Source organism: Streptomyces sp. NPDC056503 (assembly GCF_042794995.1).
GTDB lineage: Bacteria > Actinomycetota > Actinomycetes > Streptomycetales > Streptomycetaceae > Streptomyces.
In genome coordinates this window covers 1-5,917 of the sequence record NZ_JBHTST010000232.1, presented here as the reverse complement: position 1 = coordinate 5,917, position 5,917 = coordinate 1, and the positions used below count along the sequence as shown (strand labels likewise).

The following is a 5,917-nucleotide window of genomic DNA, read 5'->3' as shown; positions in this document are numbered from 1 at the left end:
GGTTCCTCGACGAGGAACCGGGCCCGGAGCCGTTTCCGGTCGCTTCCCGGCCGTTTCCGTCAGAACTTGATGGCGCTGATCGTCTGGGTTATCGAGTTCAGGAAGCGTTCGATGTCGTCGGCCATGCCCGTGGAGGCGAGGAAGAAGCCGAAGAGGACGGCGACCACGGCGGGTCCGGCCTTGAGGCTGCCTCCTCGGATCAGCACCACGAGGACGATCCCCAACAACAGCACCGCGGACAGCGAAATCGCCACAACTGATCACACCCTAGGTCGGTCCCACCTGGCCCCGGGGTGTATATCCGGACACCCCCGCGCCTCTATCGTGCCACCAACCCCGTTGCCCTCAACGGCGGGTGACGAATCGTGGGACGCCCGGCGGGGGCGGAAGGTTCAGGCCTGGCGGGAGATGAGGAGGAGGGCCCGGTCGTCGTTGACGTCCTTGGCCACCGCCTCGATCAGGTGCCAGGCGACGCCCTCGAAGCCGGCGGGGACGCAGCGGTCGGCCTCGCCGGTGAGGCGGTCGATGCCCTCGGCGAGGTCCCGGTCGGCGGCCTCGACCAGGCCGTCGGTGAAGAGCATCAGGACGTCGCCGGGGTGCAGGGTTCCCTTGACCGGGTGGAACTCGGCGCCGTCGTAGACGCCGAGGAGGGGGCCGTCGCCGTCCTTCTCCTCCCACCGGCCGGTGCCGGAGTGGAGCTGGAGCGCGGGGAGGTGGCCGGCGGAGAAGAGCTCGTAGTCGCCGGAGTCCAGGTCGAGGACGAGGTGGATGGAGGTGGCGAAGCCCTCGTCCCAGTTCTGCCGGAGCAGATAGCCGTTGGCCGCGGGCAGGAAGCCGTGCGGCGGGAGCGAGCCCAGGAGGCCGCCGAAGGCGCCGGAGAGCAGCAGGGAGCGGGAGGCCGCGTCCATGCCCTTGCCGGAGACGTCGGTGAGGACGACCTCCAGGGTGCGGCCGCCGTGGGTGCGGGCGGCGACGACGAAGTCGCCGGAGAAGGACTGGCCGCCGGCCGGGCGGAGCGCCATCTCGCGGTGCCAGCCGCGCGGCAGCCGGGGCAGGGCGCTCTGCACCCGGAGCCGCTCGCGCAGGTCGAAGAGCATGGTGCCGCCGCGCCGCCAGGGCACCCCGACCCTGGCCCGGAACTGGGCGATGAGCAGGCCGAAGAGACCGCAGGCGGCGACCACCAGGACGGTGCCGGGGGTGACGCGGGCGGGCCCCTCCCCGTACGGGCCGAGGATCGCGGACTCGACGATCAGGCCGCCGGCGGACGCCGCGTACAGCCCGAGGAGGCTGGCGGGGCGCAGCAGCAGCCCGCCGGCCACGATCGGCAGGACGAGGGCGGCGGGCGAGCACCAGACCGGGTCGAGGACGGTGCCGCAGACGATGGCGGGGATGGTGAGGAGGAGCCCGGCGAGGGCGAGGCGGTCGGAGGCGCCGCCCCGGAAGTAGTCGACGCCGGTCCGGCGCAGCGCGACGCGGGCCCGGTGGGCGCGCCTGCGCAGCCGGGCCGCGTACGTGTTCGCTCCGTGCTGGGCCATTGGCCTGGACCCTATCCACCCCGGCCGCTCCCGTGCAGGGGTACCCCTGTGACAAGGTGCGTGAAATCGGGTCGCCTCGGGCGGGGAGCGCTGATATCGATGGCATATGACGACTGAACTGCGGGTCCTCGACCCTGCGGAGTGGGATCGCTGGTTCGCGACGCTGGAGCTCGCCTTCGGCGGTGTGCCGGAGGAGCCGGAGGAGCGGGCGCTGTGGCGGGACCTGACCGAGTGCGAGCGCTCGCTGGCGGTCTGGGACGGCGGCGATCGGCCGGTGGGGACGGCGGGGGCCTTCTCGTTCCGGCTGACGGTGCCGGGCGGGGCCTCGGTGCCGGCGGCGGGGGTCACGATGGTGGGCGTGGCCGGAACGCATCGGCGGCGCGGGATCCTGACCTCGATGATGCGCCGGCAGCTCGACGACGTGCGGGAGCTGGGCGAGCCGCTGGCCGTGCTCACCGCCTCGGAGTCCGTCATCTACGGGCGGTTCGGGTACGCGGCGGCGAGCTGGGCCCAGCGGGCGGTCGTCGACACGACCCGGGTGCGGCTCGACGTGCCGGCCGGGACGGACGCGGTGGCGCTGCGGATGGTGCCGCTAGCGGAGTCCTCCGCGGCGACGGAGGCGGTGTACGCGCGGATGGTGCCGCGCCGGCCCGGGATGCTGGCCCGGCGGCCCGGCTGGGAGCGGCTGCCGCTGCTCGACCCGCCGGGGTCGCGGAACGGCGCCTCGCCCCGGCTGTGCGTGCTGGCGGAGCGGGACGGGGAGGTCGTCGGATACGCCTACTACGCGATCAAGGCGGACTGGACCTGGGCCGGCGCGGACGGCTCGGTGACGGTGCACGAGCTCCACGGGCTCGACGCGGCGGCGGAGGCGGCGCTGTGGCGGTTCCTCTGCTCGGTCGACCTGACGTCGAAGGTCCGGGTGCACAGCGCGCCGGTGGACTCGGCGTGGCTGCACCTGGTCTCCGACGTACGACGGTGCGAACCGACCGTGCGGGAGCAGCTGTTCGCGCGGCTCGTGGACGTGGGGGCGGCCCTGGAGGCGCGGACGTACCAGACGCCGGTGGACGTGGTGTTCGAGGTCGAGGACGCGTTCTGTCCGTGGAACGCGGGGCGGTGGCGGCTGTCGGGGGACGCGAAGGGCGCGGTCTGTTCGCGGACCGCCGACGCGGCCGATCTCGCGCTGTCCGTGCGGGAGTTGGGGGCCGCGTACCTGGGTGGCACGTCGCTGGCCTCGCTGGCCCTCGCCGGGCGGGTCACCGAGCTGCGGGGCGGGGCGCTCGCGGAGGCGTCGCTCGCGTTCGGGTCCGGTCTCGCGCCCTGGCTGCCGCACGGGTTCTAGGGGCGGGCGCGGCGGGGGAGGCGGCCTAGGGCTGGCAGCCGGGGCACCAGAAGAGGTTCCTGGCGGCCAGGTCGGCCGTTCTGATCGCGGTGCCGCAGACGTGGCAGGGCAGGTCGGCGCGGCGGTAGACGTAGACCTCGCCGCCGTGGTCGTCGACCCTCGGGGGGCGGCCCATCGCCTCGGGGGTGTGTTCGGGGCGGACCGTGTCGATGCGGTTGAGGCGGACGCCTTCGCGCATCAGGAACCTCAGGTCCTGCCAGATCGCGGTCCACTCCCCCTCCGTCAGGTCCTTGCCCGCGCGGTAGGGGTCGATGCCGTGGCGGAAGAGGACCTCGGCCCGGTAGACGTTGCCGACGCCGGCGATGACCTTCTGGTCCATGAGCAGGGCGGCGATCGTCGTGCGGGACCTGGCTATGCGGCGCCACGCCTTGTCGGGGTCGTCGGCGGGGCGGAGCGGGTCCGGGCCCAGGCGGTCGTGGATCGCCCGCTTCTCGGCGTCGGTGACGAGCGCGCAGGTGGTGGGGCCGCGGAGGTCGACGTACGACTCCGGGTCGGCGAGGCGCAGGCGTACGGTCCCGGCGGGCGGGGGCGCGGGGGCGTCGCCGAAGTCCACCTTGCCGAAGAGGCCGAGGTGGATGTGGATCCACTCGTCGCGCGGGAAGCCGAGGAAGAGGTGCTTGCCGTGGGCCTCGGTGGTCTCCAGGACGGAGCCGTCGAGCAGGGCGGCGGAGCCGGCGAACCTGCCCTGGGGGCTGGAGACGCGCACGGGCCGGCCGCCGAACCGCTCGCGGTGGTCGGCGGCCAGCCGGTGGATGGTGTGCCCTTCGGGCATCAGGCGGTGGGCTCCTGCGGGTGGTGGGCCGGGATCGGGGGGAGCTCGCCGGTGGTCTCGTACGCGCTCAGCATCTCGATGCGGCGGGTGTGGCGCTCGTCGCCGGAGTAGGGGGTGGCGAGGAAGATCTCGACGAACTTGGTCGCCTCCTCCTCGGTGTGCATGCGGGCGCCGACGGCGACGACGTTGGCGTTGTTGTGCTCGCGGCCGAGGGCGGCGGTCTGCTCGCTCCAGGCGAGGGCGGCACGGACGCCCTTGACCTTGTTGGCGGCGATCTGCTCGCCGTTGCCCGAGCCGCCGATGACGATGCCGAGGGCGTCCGCGTCGGCGGCCGTCTTCTCGGCGGCGCGCAGGCAGAACGGCGGGTAGTCGTCGAGGGCGTCGTAGATGTGGGGACCGCAGTCGACGGGCTCGTGGCCGTGGGCCTTGAGCCACTCCACGAGGTGGGTCTTGAGTTCGTAGCCGGCGTGGTCGGAACCGATGTAGACGCGCATGGACCCGAGTGTGGCACGGCCGGGACGGGGCAGGCGTCAGCGGGGTCGGGACCTTGGTCCCGACGGGTCATGGACCTCCGTCCCGGCTGGTCCGGACCTTATGACCCGAATATGTCCTGAATCACGATCCGGAGCCAAGCCTTCCGTACTGGCCGGTCGCCGGGTTACATGGCTCCGGCTCGCGACCCGAGCCACCCCCCACACCCGAAGGAAGCGTTCATGAACACGCAGCCGACCCTCGCCAAGGAAGGCGGCAGCACCGGTGACCCCGGTCGGACCCCGCCGTCCGACGGCCTCAAGGCCGGGCTCAAGAACCGCCATCTGTCGATGATCGCGATCGGCGGCGTCATCGGCGCCGGCCTCTTCGTCGGCTCCGGCTCCGGCATCGCCGCCGCCGGCCCCGCGATCCTCCTCTCCTACGCGCTCGTCGGCGCGATGGTCGTGTTCGTGATGCGGATGCTCGGCGAGATGGCCGCCGCGCGGCCCTCCTCCGGCTCCTTCTCGTCCTACGCCGACCAGGCCCTCGGCCGCTGGGCCGGTTTCACCATCGGCTGGCTGTACTGGTTCTTCTGGGTGGTCGTGCTGGCCGTCGAGGCGACCGCGGGCGCGGTCATCCTGGAGAGCTGGATCCCGGCGGTGCCGCAGTGGGCGTGGGCGCTGATCGTCATGGTGGTGCTCACCGCGACGAACCTCGCCTCGGTGGCCTCGTACGGCGAGTTCGAGTTCTGGTTCGCCGGGATCAAGGTCGTCGCGATCGGCGCCTTCGTGGTGATCGGCATGCTCGCGGTCTTCGGCGTGCTGCCGGGCTCGGACAACCCGGGCGCGGGCTTCGCGCACCTCACCGACGCGGGCGGGTTCATGCCGATGGGCGCGGGCGCGATCCTCACGGGTGTCCTGATGGTGGTCTTCTCCTTCATGGGCAGCGAGATCGTGACCCTCGCGGCCGGCGAGTCGGAGGACCCGCAGCGGGCCGTGACCAAGGCGACGAACAGCGTGATCTGGCGGATCGGCGTCTTCTACCTGGGCTCGATCTTCATCGTCCTGACGCTGCTGCCGTGGAACGACCCGTCGATCGTGGAGAAGGGCTCGTACGTCGCCGCCCTGGACTCCATCGGCATCCCGGCGGCCGGTCAGATCATGAACGTGATCGTCCTGACCGCCGTCCTGTCCTGCCTCAACTCGGGCCTCTACACGGCCTCCCGGATGGCCTTCTCGCTCGGGCAGCGCGGTGACGCGCCGAAGGCCTTCGCCAAGGTCGACAAGCGGGGCGTGCCGCGCGCGGCGATCCTCTCCTCGGTGGTCTTCGGCTTCGTCGCGGTCTTCTTCAACTACGAGTGGCCCGACACCGTCTTCGCCTTCCTGCTGAACTCCTCCGGCGCGGTCGCGCTCTTCGTCTGGCTGGTCATCTGCGTGACCCAGCTGCGGATGCGCGGGATCATCCTGCGCGAGTCGCCGGAGAAGCTGGTCGTGCGGATGTGGCTCTTCCCGTACCTGACGTGGGCGACGATCGGCATGATCGTCTTCGTCCTCGGCTACATGATCTACGACGGCGGCAGCGCCCGGGAGCAGGTCGTGCTCTCGCTGCTGGTGGCCGCGCTGGTGCTGGCGATCGCGCTGGTCCGCGAGCGGGTCAGGAAGACCGCCGCCTCCCGCGTCTAGGCCGTCTCCTCCGGCTTCCGCCGGGGGTACGGGAAAGGGCCCGCGCTCCGTGAGGAGC

General features: G+C 72.3%; 6 protein-coding genes. 2 read left to right on the top strand and 4 right to left on the bottom strand.

Annotated elements, in window-relative coordinates:
* Positions 1-59 precede the first annotated feature (59 nt).
* Both ACFQ8C_RS36190 and ACFQ8C_RS36185 read right to left on the bottom strand, forming a co-directional pair.
* Positions 60-254 carry a hypothetical protein gene (locus tag ACFQ8C_RS36190; protein ID WP_383466104.1) on the bottom strand — a complete coding sequence of 65 codons (195 nt, stop codon included), beginning with the start codon at positions 252-254 and terminating at the stop codon, positions 60-62.
* Between the two features lie 138 nt (positions 255-392).
* Positions 393-1,535 (bottom strand): PP2C family protein-serine/threonine phosphatase, encoded by a 1,143-nt coding sequence (locus tag ACFQ8C_RS36185; protein WP_383466102.1) that lies wholly within the window; start codon positions 1,533-1,535, stop codon positions 393-395.
* A gap of 106 nt (positions 1,536-1,641) precedes the next feature.
* Between ACFQ8C_RS36185 and ACFQ8C_RS36180 the strand changes: the two genes are divergently transcribed.
* Complete coding sequence (locus tag ACFQ8C_RS36180; RefSeq protein WP_383466101.1) at positions 1,642-2,874, top strand: GNAT family N-acetyltransferase; 1,233 nt, start codon at positions 1,642-1,644, stop codon at positions 2,872-2,874.
* 25 nt (positions 2,875-2,899) lie between these two features.
* Here the strand turns inward: ACFQ8C_RS36180 and ACFQ8C_RS36175 are convergent, their stop codons facing one another.
* Both ACFQ8C_RS36175 and ACFQ8C_RS36170 read right to left on the bottom strand, forming a co-directional pair.
* Entirely contained in the window at positions 2,900-3,706 is an 807-nt protein-coding gene (locus ACFQ8C_RS36175; protein WP_383466099.1) for an Fpg/Nei family DNA glycosylase, read from the bottom strand.
* Positions 3,706-4,200 (bottom strand): ribose-5-phosphate isomerase, encoded by a 495-nt coding sequence (locus tag ACFQ8C_RS36170; protein ID WP_376252572.1) that lies wholly within the window; start codon positions 4,198-4,200, stop codon positions 3,706-3,708. Before ACFQ8C_RS36170 ends, ACFQ8C_RS36175 begins: the two co-directional genes overlap by 1 nt.
* Positions 4,201-4,419: 219 nt before the next feature.
* Between ACFQ8C_RS36170 and ACFQ8C_RS36165 the strand changes: the two genes are divergently transcribed.
* A complete protein-coding gene (locus ACFQ8C_RS36165; protein WP_383466098.1) occupies positions 4,420-5,859 on the top strand; it encodes an amino acid permease in 1,440 nt (479 codons plus the stop codon).
* Positions 5,860-5,917: the final 58 nt, after the last annotated feature.